The organism is Homoserinibacter sp. GY 40078, from assembly GCF_008017545.1.
Classification (GTDB): Bacteria; Actinomycetota; Actinomycetes; order Actinomycetales; family Microbacteriaceae; genus Homoserinibacter.
This window is the reverse complement of record NZ_VRTZ01000003.1, coordinates 45,616-60,402: the sequence shown is the minus strand read 5'-3', so window position 1 is coordinate 60,402 and position 14,787 is coordinate 45,616. Positions and strand designations below refer to the sequence as shown.

General features: G+C 71.1%; 13 protein-coding genes. 5 read left to right on the top strand and 8 right to left on the bottom strand.

Annotated features, from left to right (window positions below):
* Positions 1 to 216: a DUF3499 family protein gene (locus tag FVQ89_RS13560; protein WP_147902527.1), complete on the bottom strand. Its 216-nt coding sequence runs from the start codon at positions 214 to 216 to the stop codon at positions 1 to 3.
* Positions 217 to 260: 44 nt separating this feature from the next.
* On the opposite strand from FVQ89_RS13560, the gene FVQ89_RS13555 reads away from it, so the two are divergent.
* On the top strand, positions 261 to 695 hold the full coding sequence (locus FVQ89_RS13555; RefSeq protein ID WP_147902526.1) for a metallopeptidase family protein: 435 nt from the start codon (positions 261 to 263) through the stop codon (positions 693 to 695).
* A 22-nt stretch (positions 696 to 717) separates the two neighbouring features.
* Here the strand turns inward: FVQ89_RS13555 and FVQ89_RS13550 are convergent, their stop codons facing one another.
* The 4 genes from FVQ89_RS13550 to galE all read right to left on the bottom strand — a co-directional run bounded on the left by FVQ89_RS13550 (position 718) and on the right by galE (position 6,739).
* Positions 718 to 2,418, bottom strand: coding sequence for a DUF5719 family protein (locus FVQ89_RS13550; RefSeq protein WP_147902525.1), 1,701 nt, complete (start codon positions 2,416 to 2,418; stop codon positions 718 to 720).
* The gene (locus tag FVQ89_RS13545; protein WP_147902524.1) at positions 2,411 to 5,239 is read right to left on the bottom strand and encodes a glycosyltransferase family 2 protein; all 2,829 of its coding nucleotides are present in this window, start codon (positions 5,237 to 5,239) and stop codon (positions 2,411 to 2,413) included. The genes FVQ89_RS13550 and FVQ89_RS13545 overlap by 8 nt, the downstream gene beginning before the upstream one ends.
* Before the next feature lie 67 nt (positions 5,240 to 5,306).
* Positions 5,307 to 5,633: a WhiB family transcriptional regulator gene (locus FVQ89_RS13540; protein ID WP_147902523.1), complete on the bottom strand. Its 327-nt coding sequence runs from the start codon at positions 5,631 to 5,633 to the stop codon at positions 5,307 to 5,309.
* A 143-nt stretch (positions 5,634 to 5,776) separates the two neighbouring features.
* Positions 5,777 to 6,739, bottom strand: coding sequence for a UDP-glucose 4-epimerase GalE (gene galE / locus FVQ89_RS13535; RefSeq protein ID WP_147902522.1), 963 nt, complete (start codon positions 6,737 to 6,739; stop codon positions 5,777 to 5,779).
* Between the two features lie 215 nt (positions 6,740 to 6,954).
* Between galE and FVQ89_RS13530 the strand changes: the two genes are divergently transcribed.
* Positions 6,955 to 7,908: a helix-turn-helix domain-containing protein gene (locus tag FVQ89_RS13530; protein WP_147902521.1), complete on the top strand. Its 954-nt coding sequence runs from the start codon at positions 6,955 to 6,957 to the stop codon at positions 7,906 to 7,908.
* A gap of 6 nt (positions 7,909 to 7,914) precedes the next feature.
* Here FVQ89_RS13530 and manA read toward each other — a convergent pair whose 3' ends face one another.
* Positions 7,915 to 9,030, bottom strand: a complete 1,116-nt coding sequence (gene manA, locus FVQ89_RS13525; protein WP_147902520.1) for a mannose-6-phosphate isomerase, class I — start codon at positions 9,028 to 9,030, stop codon at positions 7,915 to 7,917.
* Between the two features lie 111 nt (positions 9,031 to 9,141).
* Between manA and FVQ89_RS13520 the strand changes: the two genes are divergently transcribed.
* Positions 9,142 to 10,320 carry an acyl-CoA dehydrogenase family protein gene (locus tag FVQ89_RS13520; protein WP_147902519.1) on the top strand — a complete coding sequence of 393 codons (1,179 nt, stop codon included), beginning with the start codon at positions 9,142 to 9,144 and terminating at the stop codon, positions 10,318 to 10,320.
* An 18-nt stretch (positions 10,321 to 10,338) separates the two neighbouring features.
* Here the strand turns inward: FVQ89_RS13520 and FVQ89_RS13515 are convergent, their stop codons facing one another.
* Positions 10,339 to 11,136 carry a class I SAM-dependent methyltransferase gene (locus FVQ89_RS13515; protein ID WP_147902518.1) on the bottom strand — a complete coding sequence of 266 codons (798 nt, stop codon included), beginning with the start codon at positions 11,134 to 11,136 and terminating at the stop codon, positions 10,339 to 10,341.
* A 55-nt stretch (positions 11,137 to 11,191) separates the two neighbouring features.
* Between FVQ89_RS13515 and FVQ89_RS13510 the strand changes: the two genes are divergently transcribed.
* Both FVQ89_RS13510 and FVQ89_RS13505 read left to right on the top strand, forming a co-directional pair.
* Positions 11,192 to 12,484, top strand: coding sequence for an O-antigen ligase (locus FVQ89_RS13510; RefSeq protein WP_147902517.1), 1,293 nt, complete (start codon positions 11,192 to 11,194; stop codon positions 12,482 to 12,484).
* On the top strand, positions 12,481 to 13,782 hold the full coding sequence (locus tag FVQ89_RS13505; protein WP_147902516.1) for an O-antigen ligase family protein: 1,302 nt from the start codon (positions 12,481 to 12,483) through the stop codon (positions 13,780 to 13,782). The genes FVQ89_RS13510 and FVQ89_RS13505 overlap by 4 nt, the downstream gene beginning before the upstream one ends.
* Before the next feature lie 21 nt (positions 13,783 to 13,803).
* Here the strand turns inward: FVQ89_RS13505 and FVQ89_RS13500 are convergent, their stop codons facing one another.
* Positions 13,804 to 14,787, bottom strand: a complete 984-nt coding sequence (locus tag FVQ89_RS13500; protein ID WP_147902515.1) for a glycosyltransferase family 2 protein — start codon at positions 14,785 to 14,787, stop codon at positions 13,804 to 13,806.

Genomic DNA, 14,787 nt, shown 5'->3' with positions numbered 1-14,787 from the left:
TCACGACTGTAGTTCATCGACCGTCGCGTGGCGCACCACATTCCACCCCTGGGGGACGGAGAGACGCTCGGCATGCGCCGCGCACAGGTCGTAGCTGTGCGGCTCCCGCCGGATCGCGAGAGGCCCGAGCACGGCCATCGCATCCGCGTAGTCGTAGGTGAGCGTCGCGACGGCATCCCTGCCGCAGGCCACCTTGGTGCACGATCGCGCGCTCATCGCTGCCGAGCCTATCGCCGGGGGCCGACACCTAGACTGGCGACATGCCCCGATCCTCCCGTCGCGAGCTCACCCGCACGGGCTATCGCGACCGTCACGGTCGAGGGATCCGCTCGGCCGTCACGGGGCCCCACCTGCCGATGCTGCACAGCCGGTTCTCGTTCTTCGACGCGTGCGTCGGCTCGGGGATCGAGTACCTGCGCTCGCTCTGGCCGGAGGAACTCGCCTCGGTGCGCGTGGAGATCGGCACGACCCCGCCGGGTGATCCCGGTGCGGCAGGCGTGGAGCGGTGGCGGGTCGACCGGCGTGCCCGTCGGGTGGTGCTCTACCGTGTGCCCATCGAACGGATGGCGCACCTGCACCGCGACGACGACTGGCACCGCCGCTCGTACATCGAGAGCTGCGTCTTCCGGGCCGTCGCCGAACTCCTCGGCCGCGATCCGTGGGAAATCGCGCCGGAACGCTACCGGCACTTCTGACCCGGCGGAGGACCGGCGTTCGTCAGGGGCGGACCACGATCGCCTGGTCGGCTTCACGCTCGGGGCGGATCAGCGAGCCTGCGAGCTGCGCCGCCCCCGCGTAGCCGATCGCGGCGCGCAGGCCGTCGATGTCCCGCAGGGCGTAGCCCGCTCCGGTGGTCAGCGTGAGCTGTGCGGTGCCCGCAGCAGGCACGACGAGTTCGCGAGACGGTCCGCCTCCGAGCTGCTCCACGACGACCGTCCGCTCGGTGTTCTCGGGATTGGCGACGACGAGCACGGGACGCGGGGCGGATGCGACCGCGACGAGAACGTCGTCGCTCAACGTCGGCGCCGAGGCGAACCAGGCGATGTCGGCGGGGCCCGGATCGGGCGACCCGCTGGATCCGGACGCGGGCGCCGGGGTCGTGCCCGCCCGCACCGCGGCCACGACCGGCTGGTCCGAGCGCAATGTGACCGTGTATGAGCCGTCGGGGAGGAGTCCGGAACCGAGCTCGAGGCCGCTTGTCAGCGGGATGTCGACGACATCGCCGGCCGCCACCTCGATCTGGAACGAGCTCGCGACCCCGCCGGTCTCGGTCGGCAAGAGGCTCACCTCGACCGACGCGTCGACGTCGCCGGGGTTGGCGAGACGGGCGACCGCCTCGAGGTCCGCGTAGTCGGCGAGGCCGAGCGCCGTCGAGACCCCGACGTCGTCGAAGATGCGGACGCCGGGGATGACCGTCTCGCGCGACGGACCGGTGCCCGGCTGGACGATCGCGACGCCGCCCGGATCGAGCACACGGATGACGGAGGTCTGCAGAGCGGCCGTCACCTGGCCGCCACGCGCGAGCACCTGCACGACCGGGGATGCGACGCCCGGCGCGAAGCCGCTGAGCGGAAGCACCCGCTGCTCGCCCGGGGCGACCGTGAGCGACATGCCGGGGGCCGTGATCTCGCCGTCCTCGCCCCACATCCTCAAGGTCACCTCGGCCGCGACTTCGGTGGGATTCGCCAGCAGCAGGAGGGTGGTGCGCCCGACGGTCGTGTCGCCCCCGACGAGCCATGCGGAACTCGTGGGCTCGGGGCATCCGGAGACCGCGAGACCCGCGAGGCCGCCCTCGCCGCTCGCGCGCTGAGCCTGGACGGCATCGAGTGCGGCATCGTCGGCGGGGTCCAGCTCGACGAGCCGCGGAGCCTGCGAGGTCCCACCCGTGCCCACGTCGGATGCGGTCAGCGCCGAGCTGCGAACCTCGCCACCGGTCGCCGCGGTCGTGACGGTCGGGGCGCCGATCGCGGTGAGGCGCCCGGCGTCCGCACCCGTGTCGTCTCCCAGCCGCACGAGCGAGCCCGCGCACAGGCGCTGCAGATCGGCTGGCTCGGGGTCGACCGTGACGCCGAGCGGCGAGATTCCGGAGGTCGGCACGGGCACGAGCCCGACGGTCCCGACCACGACCGCCGCCGCCGCGATGCCGACGACGCCGCGGACGATGCGCAGCGAGACGAGCGTCGCCGAGCGCGCCCGAGACGATCGAGCGCGCGGCGTGCGGCGCGGCGTCGCATCCGCCGTGCTCTCATCGGGCGTCGCCTCGTCATGCGTCGCCTGGTCAGGCGTCGGCTCATCGGGCGTCGTCCCGTGAGACGTCGTCTCGTGAGACGTCGTCTCGTGAGACGTCACCTCGTCGTCCGCGGGCGTGTTCGCCGCGTCCTGTCCGACCGGCTCGTCTGGATTGGTCGGGTCAGCCATCGGAATCCTCGAACGTCGTGGCCGGCGGCTCGTCGAGCGACGACCGGGTCTGGACGACACGGCGACGCCGGCGCGTGGGGAGCGCGAGCAGCAGGGCGCTCAGCACGACGACACCTTGCACGATGAGCACGAGCACGCCGTACGCGCCGCGGTCGGGCGTCTCGCTCGAGGTCGCCTCGAGCCCCGGATACGCCCACAGGGTGCCGTAGCCGCTCTCGCTCTCCGCCGCGAGCACCGCCACCCGGTCGAGCGACGCCACCGCCCGATCCCGCACGGCCGCGGCACGCTCGCTGGCATCCGTACCGAGCGGCCGCACCAGGATGAACCCGATCCCGAAGCGCTCGAGCTCGGGCTCGGGGTCGTAACCACCGCGCGAGGCGAGGTTGCCTGCGAGCTCGGCGAGCGCGATCTCATCCTCGTCGAGGCTCGTGCGCCCCGCGTAGAGAGACGACTGGTCGTCGAGCAGCGTTCCCTCGCCACGCTCCAGGCGCACGTCGAGTGAGCCGTCGTCCTCGGCGGTCAGCACGAGGGTGCCGATGCCCGGATCGTTGCGCGCCTCGGCGGCGGCGAGCGCCGGCAGCACCTCGCCGTCGCCGGATCGCACGGGGACGGCGCCGAACACGAGCAGCCCGAGCATCGGCGCGACCGCGATCGTGGCCGCGACGACGGCGGCGGATCCGGCGGCGACCGCCGCGCGGCCGATGCCTTCGAGGGCGACGACCGCCGCCCCGACGAGGCCGAGCCAGTAGATGCTCAGCGGCGCCCCGGACCACGGGCCGGTTGCCTCGGCGCCCGTCGTCACGACCTGGAAGGAGGGAGCGATCCACGCCGTCGCGAGACCCACCGCGGCGAGCGCCAGCGCAGGGATCGACCGGCGCGCCCCCGGCAGGAACAGGGCCACGAGGGCGAGCACCGCGATCGGGGCGAGCAGAACGGCCGGCGCGAGCGTCGCCCACCCGGATGCGTCGACGCCGAGGTAGCCGAGGAGCGCGTGCCACGCCGTGTCGCCGCCCTCGGGCTGCGCGATCAGCAGCTGCCAGCCGGATGCCGGCTGCGTCGGCACGACGGGGCCCGCATCGGCGAGCAGAGCCCATGGAGTATCGCGGCGCAAGGCACCCACGACGAGTGGCGCGAAGAGCACCGCTGCGGGGATCGGCACCCCGATGATGCGCGCGAATCCGCGGGGACGCGCGAAGGCCCACGCGACGATCGCCACGAGCAGCGGAGCGGCCACCACGGGGGCCGCCGCGGTCACGGCGGCGAAGAGCAGCGCGGCGGCTCCCGCTGCGCTCCACGACCTCGCGGCTTCGAGCAGCGCGAGCACGAGCCACGGCAGGAGCAGATGAACGAGGACGGCACCGATTCGTCCCTCGCCGAGGGCGACGAGCAGCACGGGGGCCAGCGCCCAGAGCGCAGCCGCCACGACCGGAGGCCAGGCGCGCTCGGAGAGTCGGGTGGCCGCCCACCACGCGCCGAGCGCAGCCAGGGGCATCGCGGCGATCCACAGCAGCACGAGAGAGAAGGAGGTATCCCACCAGGTGAGGGAGCCGAGCAGCGCCCACAGGATCGTGGCGGGGTCGGCCGCGCCGAAGAACCCGACCCCGATCTCGCGGAAGCCCCATCCGGGTCGACTCCAGAGCGCGTCGAGTCCGGACGACAGCGGCAGCAGGGCACCGCCTTCGAGAGCCGTCGCCCCGAGCAGTCGCCACGAAGCGACGACGCCCGCGACGATCGCGAGCCCGACGACCCAGCTTCCGCCTCCGAGGAACGACGCTCGCACGAGGTCCGGCTCGCGCCCACCTCTCTCGTCGGCACGGTCGCGTTCGTGGGCGCGGTGCTCGCGCAGCTCGGCGCCCCGCATCCGGAGCGGTGCGACGGCCCGCCACCCCACGCGTCGCGCACGGCGCAGCCTCCATCGCGCCCGGGGCACGGTGCCATCGAAGGCGGCGATGAACGCGGCCGCAATCTCGCCGGGCACCGCCCCCGGGCGCTTCGCGAGCAGCTGTCCGAGCGAGCGGATGACCGCGAGCGGAAGCAACGAGATCCAGTGCACGGGGACGAGGAGCGCGGGCGCGTAGACGAAGCGGCGGTGCAGCTGCGCGGCGCGTGCGAGGCGCTGCCGCGTCATGGGACCCGCGGGCTTGCGGCGGCCGATGTCTTCGGGGCGACGGCCTCGGGTCACGCGCGCGTCGGGGACACGCACGACGCGATGCGCGGTGAGGCGCACGCGCACACCGAGGTCGAGACCGGCGTCGGTGGAGGGCAGCCCCGGGTCGAGCCCCTCGACGGCCTGCCAGACCGCGCGACGCACGATGGAGCCCTCGACGGCAACCGCCATGACGTCGACGACCGGGTCGTATTGGGCCTGGTCGAGCTCGTCGTCCACGAGTTCGACCCGCGCACCGCGGCGCGACATCGTGATCCCGTACGACCGGATCCGAGCCGGATCGTCGGGGTCGACGAGCTTGGGTCCCGCGATCGCGAGAGAGGGGGCGAGCTCCACCGCCCGCAGCAACGTGCGCAGCGCCTCCGGATGCGGTGTCGTGTCCGCCCGCAGGAGCCAGAGCAGCTCGTCGGCGCTCTCCGGGGGCGGGGCCGCGTGGATCGCGCGCGCGACCCCGGTGCCGTATCCCCCGCCGGATGCCGTGACCACCTGCGTCACACCCGCGAGCTCCAGCGCCCCGGGATCGAGCACGGTGGAGGGCTCGGCGACGAGGATCGTCGCGTCGGGGCGCCGCGTCTGCGCGGCGAGACCGCCCAGGGCGTCGTCGAGCCAGCGTTCGCCGTCCTGGACGACGAGGATCGCGGTGACTCTGGGCATCCCTCCCACGCTAGGCGTGGTCGAGCCGCTCAGCCACGCGACACGCGCGCCCGCCGGGCGAGCACCCTCAGGCGCTGCGGCTGCGGCGGAGCTTCCGGCGCTCGCGCTCGCTCAGACCGCCCCAGATACCGAAGCGCTCGTCGTTCTCGAGGGCGTACTCGAGGCACTGCCCCCGCACCGCGCACCCCGTGCAGATGCGCTTGGCATCGCGGGTGGATCCGCCCTTCTCGGGGAAGAACGCCTCCGGGTCGGTCTGTGCACAGAGCGCGTCGGTCTGCCACGACAGCTGGTTGTCGTCCTCGTCGATCGCGGGTCGCAGCCCCGGCATCCCCAGGCGAACCGGATCGACGAACCAATCCTCCGGAACGGACGGACGGTAGTCGTTTCTCGTCATCCCGCTCTCCCCTCGCAACGCCGGCCCAATGCGTTGCAGCTAATTACACCCGTGTCATTCCCGGGAGTCAAGTCGCGGGATCGTAGTCGCTGTCGGCTCGGGCGTGTCGCGACGCGCCGAGGACCCCCGTTCGAGGGCCGGAATCAGGACGCCGCCGTGCGCGCTTCCCACGCGCTGCGCACCATGTCGTCGAGGGTGTGCCGCATCTTCCAGCCCAGATCGCGGGCGGCGAGCTCGCCGGAGGCCACGATGCGGGCGGGATCGCCCGGGCGCCGAGCCGCGATCTCGGGCGTGAAGTCGACGCCGGTGACGCGGGCGACCGCATCCATGATCTGACGGACCGAGGCGCCGTCGCCGGAGCCGAGGTTGTATGCCGGCTCGAGCGGCGCGCCGGAAGCGAGCGCCTGCGCGGCGGCGACGTGTGCCGCCGCGAGGTCGGCCACATGCAGGTAGTCGCGCACGTTGGTGCCGTCGGGGGTCGGGTAGTCGTCCCCGAAGATGCGCGGCGTACGACCCTCGACGAGGGCGTCGAAGACGAGCGGGAAGAGGTTGTGGGGGCTCGTGTCGAATAGATCCGGATATCCGGATCCGACGACGTTGAAGTAGCGGAGCGAGGTGTGCGCGAGCCCTGCCGCGACCCCCTGATCGCGCAGCAGCCACTCGCCGATCAGCTTCGACTCGCCGTACGGCGACGTGGGGCTCTTCGGAGTCCCCTCCGTGACGAGGTCCTGATCGGTGTTGCCGTACACCGCGGCAGACGATGAGAAGACGATCTTGCCGACACCGACCTCCTGCATCGCGGCGAGGAGCACGCGCGTGCCCTCGACGTTCTGGCTGTAGGTGTGCAGCGGACGCTCGACGGAGACTCCCGCGTACTTGAACCCGGCGACGTGGATGACCCCCTCCACGGCGTGACGCCGCAGCACGTCGAGCACGAGCTCCCCGTCGAGGATGCTGCCCTGCAGGAAAGGCGTGTCGCCCCGCACGAATTCGCGATGCCCGCTCGAGAGGTCGTCGATGACGACTGCGCCGATGCCGGCCTCGTCGAGTGCGCGCACCACGTGCGCGCCGATGTAGCCGGCTCCGCCGGTCACGAGCCACGTCATGCTGCCAGGCTATCGGCCCGGATCAGGGGCGACGGACCGGCACCCGTCGGTAGCCGTCGCGTGCGACCACCACGATCGTCGCCCCGAGCCCGGTCGCAGCCAGACCGCCGATGAGGAGGGAGAGAATCAACATGGCAGAAACGCTATGTATTGCGTCATCCCGCCACGAGTGGCATAGTCGACACTGTTCGTCGAATATCTGCCAAGGAGTCGCGATGTTGAACAAGGTCGTCTGTCTGGCCATCCCGGGCACCGCCCCGTTCGAGTTCGGTGTCGTCTGCGAGGTGTTCGGAATCGACCGCACCGAGATGGGCGGGCCGAAGTTCGACTTCACCGTGGCCACGGCCGACCCCGGGCCCGTGGAGACGAGCCTCGGGTTCTCTCTCGTGATCGACGACGATCTGTCGGCCGCAGCGGACGCCGACCTCGTGGCCGTGCCGGCCCACCGCATCGGACCGGTCGACGAGCGCTACCTCGAGGTGATCCGCGCGGCGGAGGCACGCGGCGCGTGGGTCATGAGCGTGTGCTCGGGCGCCTTCGTGCTCGCCCAGGCGGGAGTGCTCGACGGACGCCGCTCCACCACGCACTGGATGCACGCCGACCGCCTCGCCCGCGAGTACCCGCTCACCGAGGTCGACCCCGACGTGCTCTTCGTGCAGGACGGCAAGGTGGTCACCGGCGCCGGGACCGCGGCCGGGATCGACGCCGCGCTCCACATCGTCCGGGAAGAGTACGGCGCCGCCGCGACGAACGTCATCGCGCGACGGATGGTCGTTCCCCCGCAGCGCGACGGAGGTCAGTCGCAGTTCATCCCGACCCCGGTGCCCGAGATCCGCGCCGACACCTTCGCGGTCGTCATGGACTGGATGCTCGAGAACCTCCACGAGGACCTCACGATCGACCAGCTCGCCCGGCGCGCCCTCATGTCGAGCCGCACCTTCGCCCGCCGCTTCCGCGCCGAGACGGGCACGACGCCCGCCGCGTGGCTCAACCGTCAGCGGATCCTGCGCGCGCAGCAGGAGCTCGAGCAGACCGATGACGGCCTCGAACAGATCGCGCAGCGCGCCGGATTCGGCACCGCCGCCGTCATGCGGCACCACTTCCTCAAGGTGCTGCAGACCACTCCGACCGCCTACCGTCGCGTCTTCGGAGCCCGCGCGGCGAGCTGAGCCGGATCAGGCGTCGGCGGCGGAGGCGATGAACAGCATCCCGCGCCCCCGCACCCCGAGCCAGTCCTCGCCGTCGACGTAGACCGCACCTCCGCGGGCGATGCTCGGGCCGTTCTCGAGCGCTACCTCACCCGAGGTGCACAGCACGATCGCCGGACCGCCGAGGCGCACCTCGACGCCGCTCTCGGCGGCATCCGGCGAGACGACCGTGAGCTGGAAGTCGGGCACCCCGGGCCGATAGACGCTGACACCCGGCTCCAGTTCCGAAGGCGCGAGGAAGGGCGCCGGGAGCGGCCGGAAGTCGAGCACCGAGAGCAATTCCGGCACATCGACGTGCTTCGGGGTCAACCCCCCGCGCAGCACGTTGTCGGACGAGGCCATGAGCTCGATCCCCAGGCCCTCGAGGTAGGCGTGGATGTTGCCCGCCGGAAGGTACAGCACCTCGCCGGGTCGCAGCTCGACCGTGTGGAGCAGCAGCGAGATCACGATCCCGGGGTCACCCGGGTAGTGCTCCGCAAGGGTGCGGACGGTCTGCCAGCTGATTCCATCGACGGTCGACGCCGCTTCGACGACCGCGGCGACGAGATCGTCGACGCCCTCTCCGCGCTCGATGAGCCACGCGAAGACCTCCTGGAGCGCGGCGTCGCCAGAGAGGCGCTCGACGAGCGGGGCGATCCGGGGATCGTCCGCGACCGGTGCCAGCACGGCGCGCGTCTCAGCGACCGGACGGAAGCCCGAGAGCGCCCGGAACGGATCCGAGAGCGCGTAGATGATCTCCGGCTTGTGGAAGGCATCCTTGTAGTTGCGGTGCGGGGCATCGACGGGGACACCTGCGGCCTCCTCGCGCGCGAAGCCCTCCTCGGCCTGAGCGATCGTCGGGTGCGCCTGCAACGACAGCGGTGCGTCCGCGGCGAGCACCTTCATGAGGAACGGCAACCGACCCTCGACGACATCGAGCAGGGTGCGGTCATCGCCGACGACGCGGCTCGGAGACCCCGGGTGCGCGCCGAGCCAGAGCTCCGCCTCCGGCCCGCCACTCGGCGACGTACCGAGCAGTCCGGCGATCGCCGTCGTCGACCCCCAGGCGTAGTCGCGGGGTGTGTTGGCGATCTCGACGAACATGCGGCTCCCTCCAGCCTCTCCGATTGGATCAAATTACCAAGCGCCTTGGGCGCCCCGGGACGGGCTGCGTAGGCTCTCGGACGGATGCACCGTCACGAGGGAGTACACCGCATGACCTTCTCGCCGCTCGCCAGCGACTTCTACGGATTCGAGGGCCGTCTCACCGAGACCGAGCGCGAGGCGCTCGCCGGGCTCAGGGCCTGGCTCGAGGCCGACGTGAAGCCCATCGTCAACGACTTCTGGGAGCGCGCGGAGTTCCCGCGCGAGATCCTGCCCGCCTTCCACGCCCAGCCGGTGTTCGGCATGCAGTGGGAGGAGACGAAGACGTTCGAGAACTCGGCGCTGTACCGCGGGTGGGTGGCGCTCGAGCTCGCTCGCGTCGACGCCTCGATCGCCACGTATGTGGGCGTGCAGAACGGCCTCGCGATGGGGGCGATCGGTGTCGCCGGCTCGGCCGAGCAGCGCGCCGAGTGGCTGCCGAAGCTCGCCTCGGGCGAGGTAATCGGCGCGTTCGGGCTCACCGAGCCGCTCTCCGGATCCGACTCGGCGCAGGGCCTGCGCACGACCGCGACACGAGACGGCGACGAGTGGGTGATCACGGGCGAGAAGCGCTGGATCGGCAACGCCACCTGGAGCGACATCGTCGTGATCTGGGCGAAGGACACCGCAGACGGACAGGTGAAGGGCTTCATCGTGCCCACCTCCTCCCCCGGCTACACGGCCACCAAGATCGAGCGCAAGCAGGCGCTGCGGATCGTGCAGAACGCCGACATCGTGCTCGACGGCGTCCGCGTGCCCGAGTCGCTCCGGCTGGAGAACGCGAACTCGTTCCGCGACACCGCCGCGGTGCTGCGGCTCACACGCGCCGAGGTCGCGTGGGCGGCCGTCGGCGTCTCGGTCGGAGCGTACGAGGCGGCACTCGCCTACGCGAAGGAGCGCGTGCAGTTCGGCAAGCCCATCGCCTCCCACCAGCTCATCCAAGACCTCCTCGCGAAGATGGTGGGAAACATCACCGCCTCGATCGCGATGTGCACGCGGGTCTCCGAGATGCTCGACGAGGGCACCCAGAAGGATGAGCACGCGGCGCTCGCGAAGGCGTTCGCGACGAGCCGGATGCGCGAGACGGTGGCGTGGGCACGCGAGGTGCAGGGCGGCAACGGGATCGTCCTCGACTACGGCACGGCCCAGTTCATGGCCGACGCGGAGGCGCTCTACTCGTACGAGGGAACGCGCGAGATGAACACCCTGATCGTCGGGCGCTCGCTCACAGGCATCGCCGCGTTCGTCTGACGCGGGGGCGCAGCCAGCTCAGCCGCGCGCGATGATCTCGCCGTGCGGCAAGATCATCCACCCGTCCGGGTCGTCACGCCAGGCGAGCCAGCCCGAGCGGATCGCGTCGAGCGTCTCGCGAGTGCCCCCGGTCTCGAGCACCCCGGTGGCGAACTCGGAGTCGGCGGCTCGATCCGCCCAGAGCCCGCCCCACCAGTCGCGTTCGTCGTCGCTCTCGAAGCACCACACCGAGGCTCCCGACTGAACCGTCGAGAACCCCGCCGCGCGCGCCCATTCCTTGAGGTGTCGCCCCGCGTCGGGGGTGCCGTGGTTGCGTCGCGCGAGGTGCTGGTAGGTGTCCTGCCAGAGGTGCAGCTCGGGTCGCCCCGGCGCGACGACCGCGGCCTCGTAGTCGCAGTCACGCGCCGCCACGATGCCGTCGGGGGCGACGAGCCGGCGCCAGGCGGCGAGCGCCTCCACCGGTCGCCCGAGGTGCTGCAGCACCTGGTGGGCGTGCACCACGTCGAATGCGCCCTCGTCGTAGCCGGGGTCGTAGGCGTCGGCGACACGGAACTCGACGTTCTCGACGCCCTGCTCGCGCGCGAGACGCGCGGCCTCCTCCACGACGTCCTCGGAGGCGTCGATGCCGACCACACGGCCCGGGAAGACGATGCGGGCGATGTCGACCGTGATCGTGCCGGGGCCGGAACCGACGTCGAGGACGTCCATTCCGGGGCGGAGATGAGGAACGAGATAGGCCGCCGAATTCTCGGCGGTGCGCCACCGGTGCGAGCGCAGAACGCTCTCGTGGTGGCCCAGCGTGTAGCGCTCGGGCATGGGATAAAGCCTAAGTGCCGCGCCGAGGTGTTTCCTGCGCCGCTAGCCTGAAGGAATGAGGGCTGCGACGGGCTACCAGCGCGCGCTCGCGGCGGTCGCGTTCTTCACCCTCGCTGCGGGCGACTTCTGGCGCTACCTCATCGGCTGGTGGGGCTGGGGCGCGCTCGCGGCGGTGCTCGTGGTCGCCGCGGTCGTCGAGCTCGTGCGGATGCGCGCGAACCTGCGCCGCCTCCCGATCGGCGTGGCCGCCTTCCTCGTGCTCATCACGCTCTCGATCGCGTGGTCCGCCTACCCCGGGACGACCGCGATCGCGGCGGTGCTGACGGTCGCGCAAGCAGCCGCCGCGACGTTCATCGCGCTCGCGCTCAGCGGCGAGGAGGTGCTCGAGACCCTGAGCGACGCCCTCCGCTGGGTGCTGGGCCTCTCCCTCGTCTTCGAGCTCTTCGTGGCGGTCGCGATCCGGCGCCCGGTGCTGCCCTTCTGGGTCGACTACAGCGATCTCGAGAAGATCCCGGCGGCGTTCTACTGGTCGCGCAACCTGCTCCTCGAGGGCGGCCGCATCCAGGGGATCGTCGGCAACGCGAACCTGCTGGGCATGCTCGCGCTCCTCGCCCTCATCGTGTTCGTGCTGCGGGTGCTCGCGCGGCGCGGATCGCCCCCGTGGGGCTGGTTCTGGATCGCCGCCGCGGTCGCCGTGCTCGCGCTCACCCGCTCGTCGACGGTGCTCGTCGCAGGGGTCGCGGTGGCGCTCGCCGCCGTGCTGTTGCTCGTCGTGCGACGGACCTCCGGGGCGGCTCGCGTGGCGGCGCACCTGGTGGGGCTGGGTGTCGCCGTCGCCGCCGTCGTCACCGCGATCATCGCGCGGGAGCCGCTGCTCGGGCTCCTGGGTAAGAGCTCCGACCTCACCAACCGGCTCGAGATCTGGGACATCGTCGCAGGTCTCGCCGTGCAGCGCCCCGTCGCCGGATGGGGCTGGGTGAGCTACTGGAATCCCTTCGTCGAACCGTTCGACGGGCTCGTCGTGATCCGCGGGGTCACCTACCTGCAGGCACACAACGCCTGGCTCGACGTCTTCCTGCAGCTCGGGGTGATCGGGCTCGTCGTCTTCGGCCTCGTCGTCCTGGGCGCGCTCGTGCGCAGCTGGGGCATGGCCGCCGAGATCGGCCGCATCCGGGTGGCGCCGAGCCTGCTCAGCTGGCCGGAGACGGCCGCGTGGTTCCTGCTGCTCGTCGCCCTGCTCGTCCGGAGCCTCGCCGAGAGTCGTCTACTGATCGAGCTCGACTTCGTGCTGCTCATCGTCATCGCGGTGAAAACGGGCTGGCGCGAGCGCGAGGCGGCCCTCAGATGACCACCCCGCCGCCCGCTCGGGCGGTCGCCGCCGCGTTCGCCGGACTCCTGCGCAGCCCGCGTTTCTCGGCGGCGCTCGCGACGGCTGGCCTCGGCGCCGGCGCGTTCTCGTTCCTTCTCGTGAGGCTCATGGGGTGGGCGGGTCACGTGGCGATCCTGGCGACGATCGTCGCGCTCATGGCGGTCGTCGTCGTGCTGCGCCGCGATGAGCTCGACCTCGGGGTGCCGCCCATCTCGCTCCTCGCGTTCCTCGGCTGGGCGGGGATCTCACTCGTCTGGAGCCAGTACCAGTGGGTGACCTTCGGCGGGTTCGCTTATCTCGCAGCGTTCACCGCGATCGGCGCGTTCATCGCGTGGACTCGCGACACCATCCAGATCGTGCGGATGGCCGGCGACGTCCTGCGCGTCGCGATCGGGGTCTCCCTCGCGATCGAGGTGTTCGCGGGCATCCTCATCGACACCGCGATCCCCTTCCTCAACGTCCAGGCACGGATCGCGGAGCTCGGTCCGATCTCCGGGGTCATGCAGACCCGCAACCAGCTCGGCCTCCTCGCGCTCGTCGGCGCGGTGAGCTTCGCCACCGAGCTGCGCACCAGATCCGTCCGGCCGATCGTGGGGGTGCTCTCGCTCGTCGGCGCGGGACTCGCAATCGTGCTGACCCAGTCGCCCATCATCATCGCGACCGCGGGCATCGTGGCCGTCGCGGCGGCGGTGCTGTATGGGATCCGGCGGGTGCGGCCCGATCGGCGGCACGCGGCGCAGTTCACGATCCTCGCTGCAGCCGTCGTGCTCGTGGGCATCGCCTGGCTCATCCGCGGCCCGCTCGTGCGGGTGTTCAACGCCGAGGGAGCCCTCGACTACCGCCTCGCGCTCTGGAACCAGATCGTGGTGCTGCTGCCCGACAATGCCGTCGAGGGATGGGGATGGGCGGGGCCCTGGCACGGCGACGTGGTGCCCTTCGTCGGGCTGACGGTCTCCGGCGACCGGCCGGCCTCATCCGCGCTCAACGCCTACCTCGATGTGCTCTTCCAGCTCGGCGTCGTGGGCATGCTGCTGTTCATCGTGATGCTCGGACTCGCGTTCACGCGCTCGTGGCTGCTCGCCGGGCGACGCCGGAGCGTCATCTACGCATGGCCTGCGCTCGTGCTCGTGGTTCTGCTGCTCGTCTCGCTCGCCGAGAGTTCGATGCTCGTCGACTTCGGCTGGACGACCTTCGTCGTGTGCTGCATCACGGCATCCCGGGAACTCAGCTGGCGCTCGGCCTTGCGCACACCGCCGCCGCAGCCCTTCGCATCCTGAGGCGCGGCCCGGAGGCGAGGCTCAGTCGGCCGTCTCGCGCGAGATGAATTCGTTGGGGCGGAAGCCGTACTGCATCTCCTTCACGCGCTCCAACTGCTCCTCCATGAGGACGCGGTTGGTGCGCTGCAGGTCGGCGAGCACGCCCAAGGCGAAGGCCAGCAGGGACCCGATGAGCAGCGCCACCCCGAGGATGAGGGACTGCAGGTGGGCGCCCGCGTCCTCGGAGAAGAACCAGATGAGGATCAGGTAGCGCACGAACGGGATGAGCGCACTCGCGAGCATGATCACGCCGATCCACGCGAAGAACACGAACGGCTTGAACATGATGTAGCTGCGCAGGATCGCCTGCGCCGACTTCAGCATGTGCTCGAAGATGTTCGAGAACAGGCGCGATTCGCGGGTCTTCGGGTTGGTGTCGACCGGCACGCTCGCGATCTTCAGGCGCTTGTTACCCGCCTGGATGATCGTCTCCATGCAGTAGCTGAACTGCGTGACGATGTTGAGCCGCAGGAGCGACTCCTTCGAGTACGCGCGGAATCCGCTTGCGGCGTCCGGCAGCTTGGTATCGGCGGCGAGGTTCACGACCCAGCTGCCAAAACGCTGGAGCATCTTCTTGAGGGGCGAGAAGTGCGCGATCTTGTGGGTCTGACGGTCGCCGATCGCGATATCGGCCTCGCCGCTCATGACCGGGGCGATGAGGTCGGGGATGCGGTCCTGCGGGTACTGGTTGTCGCCGTCGGTGTTGACCACGATGTCGGCACCGTGAGCAAGCGCGTAGTGCACGCCGTCGCGGAACGACCGGGCGAGACCCATGTTGCGGGTGTGTCGGACGAAGTGCGTGACGCCGTATGACTCCGCCACCTCGACCGTGCGGTCGCTCGAGCCGTCGTCGATGATGAGGATCTCGAGCTCGTCGACCCCCGGGATCTCCTTGGGGATGCTCTCCAGCACGAGCGGGAGCGTCTGCTCCTCGTTCAGGCAGGGGATCTGGATGAAGACCTTCAT